Source organism: Campylobacter hyointestinalis subsp. lawsonii, assembly GCF_013372165.1.
Classification (GTDB): domain Bacteria; phylum Campylobacterota; class Campylobacteria; order Campylobacterales; family Campylobacteraceae; genus Campylobacter; species Campylobacter lawsonii.
Genome location: NZ_CP053828.1, coordinates 99,089 through 113,578 on the forward strand (window position 1 = coordinate 99,089; position 14,490 = coordinate 113,578).

At 36.4% G+C, this 14,490-nt stretch carries 29 protein-coding genes and 1 pseudogene; all 30 read left to right on the forward strand.

Going from position 1 to position 14,490, the window contains the following annotated elements:
• Window positions 1–78: 78 nt before the first annotated feature.
• The 30 genes and pseudogenes from CHLWT_RS00530 to rplQ all read left to right on the forward strand — a co-directional run bounded on the left by CHLWT_RS00530 (window position 79) and on the right by rplQ (window position 14,448).
• On the forward strand, window positions 79–330 hold the full coding sequence (locus CHLWT_RS00530) for a hypothetical protein (RefSeq protein ID WP_112000598.1): 252 nt from the start codon (window positions 79–81) through the stop codon (window positions 328–330).
• The gene (rpsJ, locus tag CHLWT_RS00535; protein ID WP_002947121.1) at window positions 317–628 is read left to right on the forward strand and encodes a 30S ribosomal protein S10; all 312 of its coding nucleotides are present in this window, start codon (window positions 317–319) and stop codon (window positions 626–628) included. Before CHLWT_RS00530 ends, rpsJ begins: the two co-directional genes overlap by 14 nt.
• An 18-nt stretch (window positions 629–646) precedes the next feature.
• A complete protein-coding gene (gene rplC, locus CHLWT_RS00540) occupies window positions 647–1,225 on the forward strand; it encodes a 50S ribosomal protein L3 (protein WP_086237502.1) in 579 nt (192 codons plus the stop codon).
• Window positions 1,222–1,836 (forward strand): 50S ribosomal protein L4, encoded by a 615-nt coding sequence (gene rplD, locus CHLWT_RS00545; RefSeq protein WP_112000597.1) that lies wholly within the window; start codon window positions 1,222–1,224, stop codon window positions 1,834–1,836. The genes rplC and rplD overlap by 4 nt, the downstream gene beginning before the upstream one ends.
• Before the next feature lie 2 nt (window positions 1,837–1,838).
• Entirely contained in the window at window positions 1,839–2,120 is a 282-nt protein-coding gene (locus tag CHLWT_RS00550; protein ID WP_063997498.1) for a 50S ribosomal protein L23, read from the forward strand.
• Between the two features lies 1 nt (window position 2,121).
• Complete coding sequence (rplB, locus tag CHLWT_RS00555) at window positions 2,122–2,952, forward strand: 50S ribosomal protein L2 (RefSeq protein ID WP_111971079.1); 831 nt, start codon at window positions 2,122–2,124, stop codon at window positions 2,950–2,952.
• Between the two features lie 2 nt (window positions 2,953–2,954).
• Window positions 2,955–3,236 (forward strand): 30S ribosomal protein S19, encoded by a 282-nt coding sequence (gene rpsS / locus CHLWT_RS00560; protein WP_063997500.1) that lies wholly within the window; start codon window positions 2,955–2,957, stop codon window positions 3,234–3,236.
• Between the two features lie 9 nt (window positions 3,237–3,245).
• A pseudogene (rplV, locus tag CHLWT_RS00565) lies at window positions 3,246–3,569 on the forward strand (50S ribosomal protein L22); the annotation flags it as partial.
• Window positions 3,570–3,579: 10 nt separating this feature from the next.
• Window positions 3,580–4,278, forward strand: coding sequence for a 30S ribosomal protein S3 (gene rpsC, locus CHLWT_RS00570; RefSeq protein ID WP_063997502.1), 699 nt, complete (start codon window positions 3,580–3,582; stop codon window positions 4,276–4,278).
• A gap of 2 nt (window positions 4,279–4,280) precedes the next feature.
• Window positions 4,281–4,706 carry a 50S ribosomal protein L16 gene (gene rplP, locus CHLWT_RS00575; RefSeq protein WP_063997503.1) on the forward strand — a complete coding sequence of 142 codons (426 nt, stop codon included), beginning with the start codon at window positions 4,281–4,283 and terminating at the stop codon, window positions 4,704–4,706.
• Window positions 4,693–4,878, forward strand: a complete 186-nt coding sequence (rpmC, locus tag CHLWT_RS00580; protein WP_034963081.1) for a 50S ribosomal protein L29 — start codon at window positions 4,693–4,695, stop codon at window positions 4,876–4,878. Before rplP ends, rpmC begins: the two co-directional genes overlap by 14 nt.
• 22 nt (window positions 4,879–4,900) lie before the next feature.
• A complete protein-coding gene (gene rpsQ / locus CHLWT_RS00585; protein WP_373886094.1) occupies window positions 4,901–5,146 on the forward strand; it encodes a 30S ribosomal protein S17 in 246 nt (81 codons plus the stop codon).
• Window positions 5,146–5,514 (forward strand): 50S ribosomal protein L14, encoded by a 369-nt coding sequence (gene rplN, locus CHLWT_RS00590; protein WP_059426544.1) that lies wholly within the window; start codon window positions 5,146–5,148, stop codon window positions 5,512–5,514. Before rpsQ ends, rplN begins: the two co-directional genes overlap by 1 nt.
• Entirely contained in the window at window positions 5,514–5,747 is a 234-nt protein-coding gene (gene rplX, locus CHLWT_RS00595) for a 50S ribosomal protein L24 (RefSeq protein ID WP_063997505.1), read from the forward strand. The genes rplN and rplX overlap by 1 nt, the downstream gene beginning before the upstream one ends.
• A gap of 2 nt (window positions 5,748–5,749) precedes the next feature.
• Window positions 5,750–6,292, forward strand: coding sequence for a 50S ribosomal protein L5 (gene rplE, locus CHLWT_RS00600; protein WP_063997506.1), 543 nt, complete (start codon window positions 5,750–5,752; stop codon window positions 6,290–6,292).
• A gap of 1 nt (window position 6,293) precedes the next feature.
• Window positions 6,294–6,479 (forward strand): type Z 30S ribosomal protein S14, encoded by a 186-nt coding sequence (locus CHLWT_RS00605; RefSeq protein ID WP_038452543.1) that lies wholly within the window; start codon window positions 6,294–6,296, stop codon window positions 6,477–6,479.
• Window positions 6,480–6,489: 10 nt separating this feature from the next.
• A complete protein-coding gene (rpsH, locus tag CHLWT_RS00610) occupies window positions 6,490–6,885 on the forward strand; it encodes a 30S ribosomal protein S8 (protein ID WP_059427429.1) in 396 nt (131 codons plus the stop codon).
• A gap of 126 nt (window positions 6,886–7,011) precedes the next feature.
• A complete protein-coding gene (gene rplF, locus CHLWT_RS00615; RefSeq protein ID WP_059432837.1) occupies window positions 7,012–7,548 on the forward strand; it encodes a 50S ribosomal protein L6 in 537 nt (178 codons plus the stop codon).
• 9 nt (window positions 7,549–7,557) lie between these two features.
• Window positions 7,558–7,914, forward strand: coding sequence for a 50S ribosomal protein L18 (gene rplR, locus CHLWT_RS00620; protein WP_059432836.1), 357 nt, complete (start codon window positions 7,558–7,560; stop codon window positions 7,912–7,914).
• A gap of 14 nt (window positions 7,915–7,928) precedes the next feature.
• Window positions 7,929–8,372: a 30S ribosomal protein S5 gene (gene rpsE, locus CHLWT_RS00625; RefSeq protein WP_059432835.1), complete on the forward strand. Its 444-nt coding sequence runs from the start codon at window positions 7,929–7,931 to the stop codon at window positions 8,370–8,372.
• 9 nt (window positions 8,373–8,381) lie between these two features.
• A complete protein-coding gene (gene rplO, locus CHLWT_RS00630) occupies window positions 8,382–8,783 on the forward strand; it encodes a 50S ribosomal protein L15 (RefSeq protein WP_059432834.1) in 402 nt (133 codons plus the stop codon).
• On the forward strand, window positions 8,783–10,045 hold the full coding sequence (gene secY / locus CHLWT_RS00635; protein ID WP_059432833.1) for a preprotein translocase subunit SecY: 1,263 nt from the start codon (window positions 8,783–8,785) through the stop codon (window positions 10,043–10,045). The genes rplO and secY overlap by 1 nt, the downstream gene beginning before the upstream one ends.
• A 2-nt stretch (window positions 10,046–10,047) precedes the next feature.
• The gene (map, locus tag CHLWT_RS00640; RefSeq protein WP_111975367.1) at window positions 10,048–10,806 is read left to right on the forward strand and encodes a type I methionyl aminopeptidase; all 759 of its coding nucleotides are present in this window, start codon (window positions 10,048–10,050) and stop codon (window positions 10,804–10,806) included.
• Window positions 10,807–11,140: 334 nt separating this feature from the next.
• A complete protein-coding gene (gene infA, locus CHLWT_RS00645) occupies window positions 11,141–11,359 on the forward strand; it encodes a translation initiation factor IF-1 (RefSeq protein WP_009649712.1) in 219 nt (72 codons plus the stop codon).
• Window positions 11,360–11,518: 159 nt separating this feature from the next.
• Window positions 11,519–11,632: a 50S ribosomal protein L36 gene (gene rpmJ, locus CHLWT_RS00650; protein ID WP_002848032.1), complete on the forward strand. Its 114-nt coding sequence runs from the start codon at window positions 11,519–11,521 to the stop codon at window positions 11,630–11,632.
• Between the two features lie 3 nt (window positions 11,633–11,635).
• Window positions 11,636–12,004, forward strand: a complete 369-nt coding sequence (rpsM, locus tag CHLWT_RS00655; protein WP_034963104.1) for a 30S ribosomal protein S13 — start codon at window positions 11,636–11,638, stop codon at window positions 12,002–12,004.
• A gap of 9 nt (window positions 12,005–12,013) precedes the next feature.
• Window positions 12,014–12,406 (forward strand): 30S ribosomal protein S11, encoded by a 393-nt coding sequence (rpsK, locus tag CHLWT_RS00660; RefSeq protein ID WP_034963106.1) that lies wholly within the window; start codon window positions 12,014–12,016, stop codon window positions 12,404–12,406.
• 27 nt (window positions 12,407–12,433) lie between these two features.
• Entirely contained in the window at window positions 12,434–13,060 is a 627-nt protein-coding gene (gene rpsD, locus CHLWT_RS00665; protein ID WP_111969425.1) for a 30S ribosomal protein S4, read from the forward strand.
• A 12-nt stretch (window positions 13,061–13,072) separates the two neighbouring features.
• Window positions 13,073–14,071: a DNA-directed RNA polymerase subunit alpha gene (locus CHLWT_RS00670; protein WP_112000744.1), complete on the forward strand. Its 999-nt coding sequence runs from the start codon at window positions 13,073–13,075 to the stop codon at window positions 14,069–14,071.
• A 20-nt stretch (window positions 14,072–14,091) separates the two neighbouring features.
• Window positions 14,092–14,448 carry a 50S ribosomal protein L17 gene (gene rplQ, locus CHLWT_RS00675; protein ID WP_034963111.1) on the forward strand — a complete coding sequence of 119 codons (357 nt, stop codon included), beginning with the start codon at window positions 14,092–14,094 and terminating at the stop codon, window positions 14,446–14,448.
• The last annotated feature ends 42 nt before the right edge of the window (window positions 14,449–14,490 follow it).

A 14,490-nucleotide genomic window follows, 5' to 3' on the forward strand; every position in this document is an offset into this window, starting at 1 on the left:
GATCGATGATTGGTCGTTTGTGTTTTTGATATTAAATTTAGACCTAGTCTATGCTATAATATAACAAAAAATAGTTAATTGTATAAATTAGAAATAGGATATATTAAATTTATTCCTGATAAAAAGGAAAAATTTCTTATAAAATTTAACAAAACAGCCTTAAAATTTGATTTTCAAACTTATTTTGGGTATAATTCGCGTCTTTTGATGAGAAGCGTAAGCTTTGCTTGTATGCTTGATTCTGTTTATAAGCCTCTACAAGAGCACTATATCAAAAGGTCACGTGTCGTGACAAGTTATTTTAAAGGAAAAAAATATGGAAAGAATTAGGCTTAAGCTAAAAGCTTATGACCACAGAGTTCTAGACCGCACAGTTGCAGCCATCGTAGAAGCTGTCAAACGCACTGGTGCCGATGTTCGTGGGCCAGTACCTATGCCTACAAAGATTAAACGCTACACAGTGTTAAAATCTCCACATATAAATAAAGATTCTCGTGAGCAATTTGAGATGAGAATTCACGCTCGTATGCTAGATATCGTAGCAGCTACGCCTGATACAGTTGATAGCCTAACCAAGCTTGACTTAGCTCCAGAAGTTAATGTCGAAGTTCGCGCTATGGGCAAGTAAGCATAAAAGGAAGAGATGATGGAATATATCGTAGAAAAAATAGGTATGAGCAGAACTATCTCAAACCCAAGCACTCCTGTTACATTGCTTAGACTTTTACCAGCTAAAGTATGCGAAGTAGGTGAAAATAGCAGAGCTATCGTAGCTTATGCTTATACAAAAGCAAATAACAAAGCCATAAAAGGTCAGCAAAAAAAATATGGTTTAAGTAGCGAATTTAATCAATTTGCGACTCTAAGCGTAGCAAATAGCGAAGCTGGGGATTTAGATACTACTCCACTAAATGAAGCAAAAGTTTTAAAAGTTAGCTTTAATACAAAAGGTAGAGGCTTCCAAGGTGTTATAAAAAGACATGGATTTTCAGGTGGTCCTGCAAGTCATGGTTCGAGATTTCACCGCAGACCAGGTTCTATAGGTAACTGCGAATGGCCAGGCCGTGTCCAACCAGGTAGAAAGATGGCCGGACACTATGGTAATGAAAAAACTACCGTTAAAAACGAAGTTGTAAGCTTTGATAGTGCTAATGGAATTTTAGTATTAAAAGGCTCAGTTCCAGGATTTAATGGTGCGATGGGTAGAGTAAGGATAGTTAAATGAGTAAAATAGCAGTTTTAAATGATAAATTTGAAAAAACAAGTGAATTAGAACTTCCAGCTAGTTACGCTGAAGTAAATTCGCACAATTTATATCTCTATGTCAAAAGCTACCTTGCTAGTATGAGAGCAAACTCAGCCCACACAAAAGGTCGCTCAGATGTAAGTGGTGGCGGTAAAAAACCTTGGCGTCAAAAAGGCCGTGGTGGCGCAAGAGCTGGTTCAACTAGAACAAATGTTTGGGTTGGCGGTGCTGTGGCATTTGGTCCTAAAAACAATAGAAATTATAATCAAAAAGTTAATAAAAAACAAAAAAGATTAGCGCTTGAATTTGCTCTAAACGAAAAAGTAACAAATGGCAAATTTTACGCAGTAGATAGCATCGCTATCGAAAGTGGCAAAACAAAAGACGCAGCAGCTATCATCAAAAAACTAGGCGTTAGAGATGCGTTAATCATCAAAAATGAGCTTGATGCTAAGACTCTTTTAGCATTTAGAAACCTAGCAAATTGCTATGTAATTGATGCTAGTGAAGTAAATGCATATTTAGTCTCAGTCTATAGTGCGGTTATAGCAGAGAAATCAGCACTACAATCAATAGTAAAAGAGGGCTAAAAATGGCAGATATAACAGATATCAAAACTATAGTATATACAGAAAAAACTCTTGGCCTTCAAGAACAAGGTGTAGTAGTAATCCAAACTTCGCCAAAAATGACTAAAAATGGCCTAAAAGAGGTATTAAGAGAGTATTTTGGTGTAACGCCACTTAGAGTAAATTCACTTAGAATAGACGGCAAAGTTAAGCGTTTTAAAGGAAGAATTGGCGTAAGAAACGACTATAAAAAATTCTATGTCAAATTACCAGATGGCGTAAGCCTAGCAAGTCAGGAGGCATAAGATGGCAATAAGAAGTTTTAAACCTTATACCCCAAGTAGAAGATTTATGACAAGTCTTAGCAGTGAAGATATCACAGCTAAAGCTAGTGTAAGAAGCCTACTTGTTAAAATTCCTGCCTCAGCTGGTAGAAATAACAATGGTAGAATCACAAGTCGCCATAAAGAAGCAGGTGCTAAAAAATTATATCGTATAATTGACTTTAAGCGTCGTAAATTTGGAATTCCAGGCAAGGTTGAAGCTATTGAGTATGATCCAAATAGAAATTGCCGTATAGCTCTAATCTCATATGCAGATGGCGAAAAAAGATATATTATCCGCCCTAGTGGCTTAAATGTAGGTGATATCATCAGCGCAGCTGAAGCTGGCCTTGATATAAAACCGGGCAACGCTATGAAGTTAAAAAGCATTCCAGTTGGTACAATCGTCCATAATATCGAGCTAAAACCAGGCAAAGGCGCCCAAATGGCAAGAAGTGCAGGTGGATATGCTCAGCTTATGGGTAAAGAAGAAAAATATGTAATCCTAAGACTGCCAAGTGGTGAGATGAGACAAGTTTTAGCTGAATGTATGGCTACAGTCGGTGTAGTTGGCAATGAAGATTGGGCAAATGTAACTATCGGTAAAGCAGGTCGCAATCGCTATCGCGGTATCCGCCCTCAAACTAGAGGTAGTGCGATGAACCCAGTAGATCACCCACACGGCGGTGGTGAAGGTAAGAAAAACTCAGGTCGCCATCCAGTTACTCCATGGGGCAAACCAACTAAGGGTGCTAAAACTCGCCGTAAAAAAGCTAGTGATAGACTTATAATATCAAGAAGGAAAGGTAAATAACGATGGCTAGATCGCTAAAAAAAGGTCCTTTTGTAGATGACCATGTAATGAAAAAAGTCATCGCTGCAAAAGCCGCTAATGATAATAAACCAATTAAAACTTGGTCAAGAAGAAGCACAATTACACCTGAAATGATAGGTTTGACATTTAATGTGCATAATGGCAAAAGCTTTATCCCTGTATATGTGACAGAAAATCATATAGGTTACAAGCTAGGTGAATTTGCACCAACAAGAACATTTAAGGGTCACAAAGGCTCTGTTCAGAAAAAAATAGGTAAATAAGGGGAAGTTATGAGTAAGGCTATTATTAAATTCATAAGACTATCTCCAACAAAAGCTAGACTTATAGCTAATGAAGTTCAAGGAATGAATGCAGAGCTTGCACTTGCAAGTTTGAGTTTTATGCCTAACCGTGGTGCAAAATATATCGCAAATGCTATCAGCTCAGCTGTGGCTAATGGCGGATTTGAGCCTGAAGAGGTAGTTGTAAAAAGTTGTAGAGTAGATGCAGGTCCTGTTCTTAAAAGATTTAGGCCACGTGCAAGAGGAAGTGCAAGTAGAATAAGAAAACCAACTAGCCACATTCTTGTAGAAGTATCTAAACCAGAGAGTAAGGAAGCATAAAATGGGACAAAAAGTTAATCCAATAGGTCTTAGACTAGGTATCAATAGAAACTGGGAGTCTAGATGGTTTCCATCAAAAGCGACTTTACCAGAAAATATAGGTGAAGATTATAAGATAAGAAAATTCCTAAAAACTAAGCTATATTACGCCGGTGTGAGTCAAATTCTTATCGAAAGAACAGCTAAAAAACTTCGTGTAACAGTAGTTGCGGCTCGTCCGGGCATTATCATCGGTAAAAAAGGTGGTGAGGTTGAAAATTTAAGAGCTGAAGTTGCGAAGTTGGTAAATAAAGACATCACTATAAATATCAAAGAAGAGAGAAAAGCAGGGAGTTCAGCTCAATTAGCAGCAGAAAATGTGGCTATGCAGCTTGAGCGTCGTGTTGCTTTCCGCCGTGCTATGAAAAAAGTTATCCAAGGTGCTCAAAAAGCAGGTGCCAAAGGTATCAAAGTTTCAGTAGCAGGTCGCTTAGGTGGTGCTGAAATGGCTAGAACTGAGTGGTATCTTGAGGGTCGTGTTCCTCTTCATACATTAAGAGCTAAGATAGACTATGGTTTTGCAGAAGCTCATACTACTTATGGCAACATAGGTATTAAAGTTTGGATTTTCAAAGGTGAAGTTCTTCAAAAAGGCATTCAAGCCGAGAAAAATGAAGATGCAGCACCAAAAAAATCAAGACGCACTAGAAGGGGTAAATAGTTATGTTATTACCAAAGAGAACTAAATATCGTAAAATGATGAAAGGTCGCAATCGCGGCTATGCAACAAGAGGAGTTGATCTTGCTCTTGGTGAGTTCGGACTAAAAGCTGTTGAAGCAGGACGTGTAAATTCACGCCAAATAGAATCCGCTCGTCAAGCATATACTCGTCATGTTAAAAGACAAGCTAAAACTTGGATAAGAGTTTTCCCTGATAAACCTATCACTAAAAAACCTCTTGAAACTCGTATGGGTAAAGGTAAAGGTGGAGTTGAAGAGTGGGTTATGAATATTAAACCGGGTAGAATAATATTTGAAATGTCTGGAATCAGCGAAGAGCTAGCCAGAGAGGCTTTAACTCTTGCAATGCACAAGCTACCATTTAAGACTAAGTTTGTAACTAAAGAGAGCGAAAATGAAATATACTGAGATAAGTGCAAAGAGCGTAAGCGAACTTACAGCGTTATTAAAAGAGAAAAAGGTGCTTTTATTTACACTTAGACAAAAGCTAAAAACAATGCAGCTAACTAACCCTAACGAGATTCGCGATACCAAAAAAGAGATCGCTAGAATCAATACTGCAATTAGTGCTGCGAAATAAGGGGCAAACAATGGCAGTAGAAATGAAAAGAGAAATTCAAGGCGTTGTCGTTGCAAAGGCTGGTGATAAAACAGCAACTATTCTTGTTGAAAGAAGAGTTATGCACCCAAGATATCACAAATTTGTAAAACGCTTTAAAAAATACCTAGTTCATGATGAAAAAAATGAACTAAAGACAGGAGATACTATATCTGCTGTTGAGTGCAGACCACTAAGTGCTAGAAAAAGCTTCCGCTTACAAGCGGTTTTGAAAACAGGAGTTGAATAATGATACAAAGTTTTACAAGACTAGCAGTAGCTGATAACAGTGGTGCAAAAGAGCTTATGTGTATAAAAGTTTTAGGCGGTAGCAAAAGAAGATACGCAAGTTTAGGCGATATCATTGTTTGCTCAGTTAAGAAAGCTCTACCAAATGGCAAAATAAAAAAAGGTCAAGTAGTTAAAGCAGTAGTAGTTAGAACTAAAAAAGAGGTTCAAAGAGCAAATGGATCACTTATTAGATTTGACGAAAATGCAGCCGTTATACTTGATAGTAAAAAAGAGCCAGTAGGCACTCGTATATTTGGCCCAGTGGGTAGAGAAGTAAGATATGCGAATTTTATGAAAATCGTATCTCTTGCACCGGAGGTTCTATAATGGCAGTAAAATATAAAATCAAAAAAGGCGATGAAGTAAAAGTAATCGCAGGTGATGATAAAGGTAAAGTTGCAAAAGTTCTTGCTGTTTTACCAAAAAAAGGTCAAGTAATAGTTGAAGGCATTAAGGTTGCTAAAAAAGCGGTAAAACCGACTGATAAAAATCCAAATGGTGGATTTGTTAGCAAAGAGATGCCTATCGATATTTCAAATGTAAGCAAAGTTGAGGGCTAAGTATGAGATTAAAAACTAAATACGCAGAGAGTATTAAACCGACTTTGGTTAAAGAATTTGATATCAAAAATCCTATGCTTATCCCAGCACTTGAGAAAATTGTTATTAGCGTTGGAGCTGGCGAGGGTGCTAAAGATCAAAAATTGCTTCAAAATATGGCTGATACGATATCTTTGATAGCAGGACAAAAAGCAGTTGTTACAAATGCTAAAAAGTCAGTTGCTGGATTTAAGGTTCGTGAGGGCTTTCCTGTAGGCATCAAAGTGACATTGAGAAAAGAAAGAATGTATGCTTTCTTAGACAAGCTTATCAGTGTTGCATTGCCAAGAGTTAAGGATTTCCGTGGTCTTCCAAGAGACGGATTTGATGGTCGTGGAAATTACAATTTCGGTTTAAATGAACAATTAATGTTCCCAGAAGTTGTATATGATCAAATTCTAAAAACACACGGTATGAACATAACTATAGTTACAACAGCTAACGATGACAAACAAGCGTTCAAGCTACTTGAACTCTTTGGCATTCCATTTGCAAAAGGAAAGTAATATGGCAAAAAAATCAATGATAGCAAAAGCAGCACGCAAACCTAAATTTAGCGTGCGTGGATACACTAGATGTCAAATTTGTGGTCGCCCACACTCTGTTTATAAAGATTTTGGAATTTGCCGTGTGTGCCTAAGAAAAATGGCTAACGAAGGACTAATACCAGGTCTTAAAAAAGCAAGTTGGTAAGGGAAGCAAGATGATAAATGATTTAATTTCAGATGGACTAACACGCATTAGAAACGCTAGTATGAGAAGACTTGATACAACAAAACTTCTTCATTCAAATGTTGTTGAAGCAACTTTGAAGATCCTAGCTGATAAAGGTTATATAGAGAGCTATAATGTTGTTGAAGAAGGAAACAAAAAATTCATCAATGTAGTTTTGAAATATGACGAGCGTGGTAGAAGCGTAATAAACGAACTAAAAAGAGTTTCAAAACCTGGCCGTAGAGTTTATCAAGGCAAAGACGAGATAAAAAGATTTAAAAATGGTTATGGAACTATCATAGTAAGTACAAGCAAAGGTGTTTTAAGTAATGACGAAGCTCACAAAGCTGGTGTGGGCGGCGAAGTACTTTGCACAGTTTGGTAAGAGTTGAATTAGCCTTTTAAATTTGTAGTATTAAATTTAAAAAAGGCTAAATCTTTTTTATGGCATTGGATATCCATTCGTTTAAATTTAGCGTAGAAATATCCTAGACAAATAAAAAGGAAAAAAATGTCAAGAATCGGAAAACAACCGATATCTATTCCAAGTGGTTTAGATGTTAGTTTAAATGGTGATATTTTAGTTTTTAAAAAGGGCAACCTAACAAAAGAACTAGATACAAAAAACAATGTTAATGTTGAAGTAAAAGACGGTCATATATTTTTTACAAGTAAAGGCGATGACAGACAAAGTAGAGCCTACTGGGGTACATATCGTGCTTTAGCAAATAATGTTGTTATTGGTTTAACTGCTGGATTTACAAAACAACTTGAGATAAACGGAGTTGGTTATAAAGCGGCTACAAAAGGTAAAGTTTTGGAGCTTACGCTTGGTTTTTCACACCCTATAAATTATGAACTTCCTGAAGGCGTGGAGGTTAGCGTTGATAAAAACATTATCACTATCAAAGGTAGCGATAAACAAGTAGTAGGTCAAGTAGCAGCTGAAGTAAGAGGCTTTAGACCGCCAGAGCCATATAAGGGCAAAGGTGTCAAATATGTCGAAGAGCGTATAATCCGCAAAGCCGGTAAAACATCTAAGAAATAGGGGTAAGCAATGGTAGCAAATGTATTAAAAAGAAAATTATCTCTAAGAATTAAGAGAAAAAGAAGAATTAGAGCTAAAATTAGCGGTACCGCGTCTTGCCCTAGAATTTCTATATTTAAATCAAATAGAACTCTATATGTCCAAGCGATAGAAGATATCAACGCTACTACTCTTTGTGCAAGTGACGGAAGAAAATTAGGCATCAAAGCAAATAAAGAAGGTGCTGTAATTTTGGCTAAGGATATCGCAGGTAAGTTAAGTGCAAAAGGTATAAACGAAGCAGTATTTGATAGAAATGGCTATCTATATCATGGCGTTGTTGCAGCTTTTGCTGAAGCTTTAAGAGAAAATGGCATTAAGCTATAACGCAAGGATTGTTGATGGAAAAGTATAATAGAGAAGAATTTGAAGAAGTAATCGTCGATATCGGTCGCGTTACAAAGGTTGTTAAGGGCGGTAGAAGATTTAGATTTACAGCTCTTGTAGTCGTAGGGGATAAAAAAGGTCGTGTTGGTTTTGGTTTTGGAAAAGCTAAAGAGGTTCCAGATGCTATGAGAAAAGCAGTTGATGATGCTTTTAAAAACATAGTTGAAGTTAAATTAAAAGGTAGCACTATTCCTCATGATATTGAAGTTAAATTTAATGCAAGTAGAATTCTACTAAAACCAGCTAGTGAAGGTACCGGAGTTATCGCTGGTGGTGGCGCTCGTCCAGTTGTAGAGCTTGCGGGTATCAAAAATATCCTTACAAAATCACTTGGCTCAAATAACTCTGCAAATGTTGTTCGTGCTACAATCAAAGCACTTAGTATGCTAAAAGGTTAAGGAGAGAGCATGGGACTAGAAAATTTACAAAAAGCTGCAGGCTCAACTCGCAATACTAAAAGAATAGGTCGCGGTCAAGGTAGTGGCTGGGGTAAAACTGCCACAAAAGGCGGTAAAGGTCAAACGGCTAGAAAAGGTTATAACGAAAAAAGAGGGTTTGAAGGCGGTCAGCAACCACTTCAAAGAAGACTACCAAAAGTAGGCTTTACTTCTAAATTTGAAAAACCATACGCAATTAGCGTTGATAAAAATCCTGCTATTAAAGAGTTAAGTGAGATTACGCTAGATGCTCTTAAAACAGTACATAAATTCTCAAATAGCATCAAAAAAGTAAAACTTATAGGTGCTGGAGCTAAAGATTTAGTAAGCAAAATAAAAGATGAGAATATAACAGTTACTGGAATCAAATAATGAATAAAACATTAATCAACAAGATATTAATTACGCTTGGATTTTTGTTTGCTTATAGGGTGCTGGCTTATGTGCCAGTCCCTGGCGTTAATATTGATGTTATAAAAGAATTCTTTACTTCAAATAGCAGTAATGCTTTGGGTATGTTTAATATGTTTAGTGGCGGTGCTGCTGAGCGTTTAAGCATTATCTCATTAGGTATTATGCCATACATCACTTCTTCTATCATTATGGAGCTTTTAGCTGCTACATTTCCAAATTTAGGAAAGATGAAAAAAGAGCGTGATGGTATGCAAAAATATATGCAGATCATTCGTTATGTTACTATTGTTATTACCGTTGTTCAAGCTATAGGCGTAAGTATCGGTTTGCAGAGTTTAACTGGACGTGGTGGCGAGCAAGCTATCATGATAGATATAAATTTATTTATAGCGATCAGTTGCGTCTCTATGCTTACAGGAACTATGCTTCTTATGTGGATAGGTGAGCAGATAACTCAACGCGGTATCGGCAATGGTATAAGTCTTATAATTTTTGCTGGTATAGTAAGTGGAATTCCAAGTGCGATAGGCGGAACTATAAATTTAGTAAATACCGGAGAGATGAATTTCTTAGTTGTGATCGGTATAGCTCTTGTTATACTCATAACAGTCGGAATAGTAATCTTTGTAGAAATGGGCGAAAGGCGTGTTCCTATCTCGTATTCTAGAAAAACGGTTATGCAAAATCAAAATAAAAGAATAATGAACTATATCCCTATAAAGGTAAATTTAAGTGGCGTTATTCCGCCGATCTTTGCTAGTGCTATTTTGATGTTTCCAAGCACCATTTTGCAAGCAAGTACAAATGAATTTATACTAGCTATAAATGATTTTTTAAATCCAAATAGTTACTTTTTTAACTTTTTAACATTTTTGTTTATTCTATTTTTTGCATATTTTTATGCTTCAATCACATTTAATGCAAAAGATATAAGCGAAAATTTAAAAAGACAAGGCGGATTTATCCCAGGTGTTAGACCGGGCGAGAGTACGGCTACATACTTAAATGAGGTTGCAAGTAGGCTTACTTTTACTGGTTCAATATATCTAGGACTTATCTCTACGCTTCCTTGGATTCTAGTCAAATTTATGGGTGTGCCGTTTTATTTTGGTGGAACTAGTGTCCTTATCGTCGTATCGGTCGCACTTGACACGATGAGAAAGATTGAAGCTCAAATTTATATGAATAAATACCAGACATTAAGTGCGGTTGGACTATAGTTATGGCTATTTCAATCAAAACTGCAAAAGATATCGAAGGCTTAAGAGCGGCAAATAAGATTGTCGCTCAAGTCTTAGATCATATGCATGAGTTTATAAAACCAGGTCTTAGTTTGCTAGAGATCGATAAAGTTTGTGAAGATATGATAAGAAGTGCCGGTGCAAAACCTGCGTTTAAGGGACTTTACGGATTTCCGACTGCTGCTTGTATAAGCGTAAATGAAGTTGTGATCCACGGCATACCAAATGAGTATAAGCTTAAAGAGGGCGATATAGTAAGTATCGATATCGGCTCAAATTTAAAAGGATATTTTGGTGATAGTGCTAGGACATATCCAGTCGGTAAAATCTCAGCTAATGATGAGGCTTTGATATCTTGTAGCAAAGACGCTCTTTATTTTGCGATTGATTATATAAAAGTCGGAATGCATTTTAAAGAAGTTAGCTCGGCTGTCGAAGAGTTTATCATAAATCGTGGCTTTGTTCCACTTCGTGGATTTTGTGGGCATGGCATAGGTAAGCGTCCGCATGAAGAACCTGAAATTCCAAACTATCTTGAAGGAAGCAATCCAAAAAGCGGACCAAAGATAAGAAATGGAATGGTTTTTTGCATAGAGCCTATGATATGCCAAAAAGATGGCACTCCAGTTATTGCAAAAGACAGATGGACTGTTACAAGTAAAGATGGACTTAGAACTAGCCATTATGAACACTGTTTGGCTATGGTAGATGGCAAGGTGGAGATCTTAAGTCAAATTTAGAGTTTTTAACTTTGTCTTTTTTGACTATGTTGTGTTGGTTTTTAAATTTAGTCAATCACTGATGTTAAGTTTGCATCACTCTAAATTTAAAAATCGCCTTGCTTGGTAAAAATACCTTATTTTAGGTATTTAATTAAATTTACTCAATACTTAAAGCGTGAGCAAAAGCGAACGGACTTTAGTATTTGGTTCTTTAGTATGAATTTATTCGTGTCATTTAAAAGAATATAAATTTCTAAAAGCGTGAGCAAAAGCGAACGGACTTTAGTATTTGGTTCTTTAGTACGAATTTATTCGTACGCTAAAAGAACATAAAAATAGAAAGGAGAAAGTATTGGCAAAAGATGATGTCATAGAGATCGATGGCAATGTAGTAGAAGCTCTGCCAAATGCGACTTTTAAAGTCGAACTTGACAATAAGCATGTAATTCTTTGTCATATAGCTGGCAAAATGCGTATGCATTATATCAAGATTATGCCAGGTGATCGTGTTAAAGTTGAGCTTACACCTTATAGTTTAGATAAGGGTAGGATCACTTATAGATATAAGTAATATTAAAGCTAAATTTGGATAAAATCCAACTTTTTGCAACTAACTGTGTGAAGAACTATTTTCAAAATGAACCACTATTTTGAAAATAGTTGGTTTGAGATTTCGTCAAAACCTAAGTGCAGTTGAATAAAAGTGGTAATAAATTTTTAGGAGACTCAGATGAAAGTTCGTCCTTCTGTAAAGAAGATGTGTGACAAATGTAAAATTGTCAAACGCAAAGGCATAGTTCATGTTATTTGCGAAAATCCAAAACATAAACAAAGACAAGGATAAGGTATGGCTCGTATAGCAGGTGTTGATTTACCAAAGAAAAAAAGAGTAGAGTATGGCCTTACTTATATCTATGGTATAGGCTTATTTTCTTCAAGAAAAATTCTTGATGCAGTAGGCATTTCTTACGACAAAAGAGTTTATGAACTAAGCGAAGATGAAGCCGCTGCGATTCGTAAAGAGATCCAAGAGCACTATATGGTGGAAGGTGATTTAAGAAAAAGCGTTGCAATGGATATCAAAGCACTTATGGATTTAGGTAGCTATAGAGGCTTAAGACATAGAAAAGGTCTTCCTGTTCGCGGTCAAAAAACAAAAACAAACGCAAGAACAAGAAAAGGTAGACGTAAAACTGTTGGTGCGGCTACAAAGTAAGGATAGAGTATGGCAAAAAGAAAAGTAATTAAGAAAAAAGTAGTTAGAAAAAATATAGCAAAAGGTATCGTTTATATCTCTGCTACATTTAACAATACAATGGTTACAGTAACTGACGAAATGGGAAATGCTATAGCATGGAGCAGTGCTGGTGGTCTTGGTTTTAAAGGTAGCAAAAAATCTACTCCTTACGCAGCTCAACAAGCAGTTGAAGATGCATTAAATAAAGCAAAAGAGCATGGTATCAAAGAAGTTGGTATCAAAGTTCAAGGCCCAGGAAGCGGTAGAGAAACAGCAGTAAAAAGTATCGGTGCAGTTGAGGGCATAAAAGTTTTATATCTAAAAGATATAACTCCACTTGCTCATAATGGCTGCAGACCACCAAAACGCCGCCGCGTGTAATGTTAGATAGAATTTAGGAGAATTATAATGGCAAGATATAGAGGACCAGTCGAAAAATTAGAAAGACGCCTAGGCGTATCTCTTGCACTAAAAGGCGAGAGAAGACTAGCTGGTAAAAGTGCATTGGATAAAAGACCATACGCACCTGGCCAACATGGACAAAGAAAAGCAAAAATTAGCGAGTATGGCTTACAATTAAGAGAAAAACAAAAAGCTAAATTTATGTATGGCGTAAGCGAAAAACAATTCAGAAGACTTTTTGCTGAAGCTGCAAGAAGAGATGGAAACACAGGAGCACTTCTTGTTTCGCTTTTAGAACAAAGACTTGATAACGTTGTTTATAGAATGGGATTTGCAACAACTAGAAGATTTGCAAGACAACTTGTGACTCACGGACATATCTTAGTAAATGGCAAAAGAGTTGATATCCCTTCATACAGAGTTTCTGCTGGAGAGAAGATCGAAGTTGCAGAAAAAAGCAAAGCCAACCCACAAATCGTTAGAGCGATCGAGCTTACTAACCAAACAGGTATAGTTGCTTGGGTAGATGTAGAAAAAGATAAAAAATACGGAATTTTTACAAGAATTCCAGAACGTGAAGAAGTAGTTATTCCAGTTGAGGAAAGATATATAGTAGAGCTTTACTCTAAATAGTAGGAGGCGTTTATGAGAAAAATTACAACATCAGCTTATATGCCAACCGAGATTGAAGTTGTTAATGTAAGTGAGAATGTAGCTAAGATTATAGCATATCCTTTCGAAACAGGTTATGCAGTGACTCTAGCTCATCCATTACGCCGATTACTTTATACAAGCACAGTTGGATTTGCTCCAACTGGCGTAAAGATAGAGGGCGTAGCGCACGAGTTTGATAGTATGCGTGGTATGCTTGAAGACGTTACGCTTTTTATTATAAATTTAAAAAATTTACGTTTTAAATTAAAAAATAATTCACAACGCGAAGTTATCGAGTATAATTTTAAAGGGTCAAAAGAGATAATCGGAAGCGATCTAAACAACGATATAGTTGAAATAGTAAATCCAGATGCCTACCTTGCTACTATCAATGAAGATGCTGATTTTAAATTTAGCGTCATTGTTGAAAAGGGTATAGGTTACGTACCTAGCGAAGAGATAAGAGATTATATCGAAGCTGATTACATAGCTCTTGATGCTTTCTTTACTCCGGTTAAAAAAGCGGTTTATGAGATAGAAAACGTTTTAGTTGAAGATAATCCAGACTATGAAAAGATCGTTTTGACTGTAACAACTGATGGTCAAGTGGGTCCTGTTGAGGCATTTAAACACTCGATAGAAGCTATGTATAAACAGATGTCGGTTTTCAATAACGTTTTAAATATCGATGTGAATGTTGCTTTATCTATCTCTGGAAGAAGCAATGAACACTCTAAACTTTTTGAAAGCGTTGAAAATCTAAATTTAAGTGCTAGAAGCTTTAATTGTCTTGATAAGGCTGAGATTCGCTATATAGGCGAACTTGCTCTTATGGAAGAGAGTGAGCTAAAAGAGCTTAAAAATTTAGGTAAAAAGTCTCTTGATGAGATAAAAGCCGTAATGGCTGAAATAGGCTATCCTTTTGGTGAAAACACACTTGGTGATAGCAAAGAAATGCTCAGAAAAAAAATAGCTGAGCTAAAATCATAAAATAGGCGAAGGAAAATATAATGAGACATAATCACGGATATAGAAAACTAGGTCGCACTAGCTCTCACCGTGCTGCTTTGCTTAAAAACCTTACGATAGCTATCGTAAAGGCTGGTAAAATCGAAACAACTTTACCAAAAGCAAAAGAGTTAAGAGGCTATGTAGAAAAACTTATCACAAGAGCTAGAAAAGGCGATTTTAATGCTCACAAATTTGTGTTTGCTGCTTTACAAGACAAAGAAGCTACAAACAAGCTTGTAACCCAAATAGCTCCAAAATATGCCACAAGAAATGGTGGCTATACTCGTATCATCAAAACTCGCGTCAGAAAAGGTGATGCAGCTGAGATGGCTTATATAGAGCTAGTTAGCGAATAATTTATTGCCGATTTTTATCGGCAATCTCTTATCTATTTATTT

Excerpts from the sequence above, each read along its gene's own strand:
- rplB (WP_111971079.1), top strand. The coding sequence starts at position 2,122 with ATGGCAATAAGAAGTTTTAAACCTTATACCCCAAGTAGAAGATTTATG.
- rpmC (WP_034963081.1), top strand. The coding sequence starts at position 4,693 with ATGAAATATACTGAGATAAGTGCAAAGAGCGTAAGCGAACTTACAGCG.
- rplQ (WP_034963111.1), top strand. The coding sequence starts at position 14,092 with ATGAGACATAATCACGGATATAGAAAACTAGGTCGCACTAGCTCTCAC.
- rplD (WP_112000597.1), top strand. The coding sequence starts at position 1,222 with ATGAGTAAAATAGCAGTTTTAAATGATAAATTTGAAAAAACAAGTGAA.
- secY (WP_059432833.1), top strand. The coding sequence starts at position 8,783 with ATGAATAAAACATTAATCAACAAGATATTAATTACGCTTGGATTTTTG.
- rplN (WP_059426544.1), top strand. The coding sequence starts at position 5,146 with ATGATACAAAGTTTTACAAGACTAGCAGTAGCTGATAACAGTGGTGCA.
- rpsS (WP_063997500.1), top strand. The coding sequence starts at position 2,955 with ATGGCTAGATCGCTAAAAAAAGGTCCTTTTGTAGATGACCATGTAATG.
- rplE (WP_063997506.1), top strand. The coding sequence starts at position 5,750 with ATGAGATTAAAAACTAAATACGCAGAGAGTATTAAACCGACTTTGGTT.
- rplR (WP_059432836.1), top strand. The coding sequence starts at position 7,558 with ATGGTAGCAAATGTATTAAAAAGAAAATTATCTCTAAGAATTAAGAGA.
- CHLWT_RS00670 (WP_112000744.1), top strand. The coding sequence starts at position 13,073 with ATGAGAAAAATTACAACATCAGCTTATATGCCAACCGAGATTGAAGTT.
- CHLWT_RS00605 (WP_038452543.1), top strand. The coding sequence starts at position 6,294 with ATGGCAAAAAAATCAATGATAGCAAAAGCAGCACGCAAACCTAAATTT.
- rpsJ (WP_002947121.1), top strand. The coding sequence starts at position 317 with ATGGAAAGAATTAGGCTTAAGCTAAAAGCTTATGACCACAGAGTTCTA.
- rplP (WP_063997503.1), top strand. The coding sequence starts at position 4,281 with ATGTTATTACCAAAGAGAACTAAATATCGTAAAATGATGAAAGGTCGC.
- rplO (WP_059432834.1), top strand. The coding sequence starts at position 8,382 with ATGGGACTAGAAAATTTACAAAAAGCTGCAGGCTCAACTCGCAATACT.
- rplF (WP_059432837.1), top strand. The coding sequence starts at position 7,012 with ATGTCAAGAATCGGAAAACAACCGATATCTATTCCAAGTGGTTTAGAT.
- rpsQ (WP_373886094.1), top strand. The coding sequence starts at position 4,901 with ATGAAAAGAGAAATTCAAGGCGTTGTCGTTGCAAAGGCTGGTGATAAA.
- rpsE (WP_059432835.1), top strand. The coding sequence starts at position 7,929 with ATGGAAAAGTATAATAGAGAAGAATTTGAAGAAGTAATCGTCGATATC.
- rpsC (WP_063997502.1), top strand. The coding sequence starts at position 3,580 with ATGGGACAAAAAGTTAATCCAATAGGTCTTAGACTAGGTATCAATAGA.
- rplC (WP_086237502.1), top strand. The coding sequence starts at position 647 with ATGGAATATATCGTAGAAAAAATAGGTATGAGCAGAACTATCTCAAAC.
- CHLWT_RS00550 (WP_063997498.1), top strand. The coding sequence starts at position 1,839 with ATGGCAGATATAACAGATATCAAAACTATAGTATATACAGAAAAAACT.
- rplX (WP_063997505.1), top strand. The coding sequence starts at position 5,514 with ATGGCAGTAAAATATAAAATCAAAAAAGGCGATGAAGTAAAAGTAATC.
- rpsD (WP_111969425.1), top strand. The coding sequence starts at position 12,434 with ATGGCAAGATATAGAGGACCAGTCGAAAAATTAGAAAGACGCCTAGGC.
- map (WP_111975367.1), top strand. The coding sequence starts at position 10,048 with ATGGCTATTTCAATCAAAACTGCAAAAGATATCGAAGGCTTAAGAGCG.
- rpsM (WP_034963104.1), top strand. The coding sequence starts at position 11,636 with ATGGCTCGTATAGCAGGTGTTGATTTACCAAAGAAAAAAAGAGTAGAG.
- rpmJ (WP_002848032.1), top strand. The coding sequence starts at position 11,519 with ATGAAAGTTCGTCCTTCTGTAAAGAAGATGTGTGACAAATGTAAAATT.
- rpsH (WP_059427429.1), top strand. The coding sequence starts at position 6,490 with ATGATAAATGATTTAATTTCAGATGGACTAACACGCATTAGAAACGCT.
- rpsK (WP_034963106.1), top strand. The coding sequence starts at position 12,014 with ATGGCAAAAAGAAAAGTAATTAAGAAAAAAGTAGTTAGAAAAAATATA.